This is a genomic window from Companilactobacillus halodurans (assembly GCF_009600985.1).
GTDB classification, from domain to species: domain Bacteria; phylum Bacillota; class Bacilli; order Lactobacillales; family Lactobacillaceae; genus Companilactobacillus; species Companilactobacillus halodurans.
Genome location: NZ_VDFP01000122.1, coordinates 1 through 1,484 on the forward strand (window position 1 = coordinate 1; position 1,484 = coordinate 1,484).

General features: G+C 34.1%; 1 protein-coding gene. It reads right to left on the reverse strand.

Features of this window, described 5'->3' with window-relative positions; translation table 11 throughout:
• Positions 1–73: 73 nt before the first annotated feature.
• Positions 74–1,484: ABC transporter ATP-binding protein (locus FHL06_RS12935; RefSeq protein ID WP_153386998.1), on the reverse strand; the 1,411-nt coding region annotated here is incomplete at its 5' end.

Below are 1,484 nucleotides of genomic sequence, written 5' to 3' on the forward strand. Positions count from 1 at the left end.
ATTGCAAAAATGAAAGCAATTATCAATGGTATTAGATATTCTGAACCATATTTCTTGATACCTTTAAGTATTTTCATTCAGCAAGTTCCTCCTTTGATAATTGTGAGTAAGCAATTTCTTGATAGACTTCATTACTCTTCAACAACTCTTCATGAGTACCCTGACCAGCTACATGACCGTTATCTAACACTATTATCAAATCAGCATCCATAATAGTACTAATTCTTTGAGCAATGATAACCTTAGTAGTTTGAGCAGCCTGCTCTTTTAATTGTTCACGTAATTTTTTATCAGTTTCATAATCTAAAGCTGAGAATGAATCATCAAACAATAGAATCTCTGGTTTTCTGGCAATCGCTCTAGCAATTGCTAATCTTTGTTTTTGACCACCGGAGAAATTATCACCATGTTGTGCCACTTTAGCATCTAATTGCTTATCCTTTTGTTCCACAAAATCTCTTGATTGAGCTACATCTAAAGCATCATAAAGATCATCATCGGTTCTTTTACCTGATGGTGTTGAACCAAAATCAAGATTGGAACGAATTGATCCACTGAAAAGAACTGCCTTTTGAGGAATATAACCAACTTTATTATTTAAGTCTTTTTGAGAATAGTCCTTAACATCAATGCCATCGACTAACACTTGACCTTGAGTTGTATCGTATAATCGAGGAATCAAATTCATTGCTGTTGATTTACCACTACCGGTAGAACCAATAAAAGCAATTGTTTGACCTGTTTGTGCTTTAAAATCTAAATTATGAATTGCATCAGCTTCAGCACCAGGATAACGGAAACTAACATCTTTAAATTCTAAAACACCTTTTTCAGTTGTCTGGCCTTCAGTTTTATCCAAGTGTTTAACTGAAGGGTCTACGTCTAAGACTTCATTAATTCTACCTACTGATACAGTTACACGAGGTAGGAGAATAAAGATGATCAACAAGAGTAAGAATCCTAAAATAACTTGCATAGCATACGATGAAAATACGATCATATCACTAAATAAGGTTAACCGAGTTGCTCCAACAGTTGCCTGGTTAATAATAATGGCACCAATTGCATAAACGGCTAAAGTCAATGTACTAGAAATGAAACTCATTCCCGGATTCATTAAGGCTAGAACGCGATTAGCAAATAAATTAGTATCTGTTAAATCCTTATTAGCTTTATTAAACTTAGCATTTTGATAATCTTCTGCATTATATGCATGAACTACTCTGATACCAGAAAGATTTTCTCTAGTAACCAAATTCAAACGGTCAGTCAAACTCTGAATTTTCTTAAATCGTGGTTGTACCATTAAAAGAATAAAAGTTAACATAACAATTAAAACTACTACCGCAACAGCTGTGGCAGTAGTCCATTGCCAGCCTTTATTAGCAATCTTAGTAATAGCCCAGATTGCTGTAATCGGTGCTTTGATAATAACTTGTAGACCCATAGCTATAAATTGTTGCAACTGTGTCAAATCATTAGTT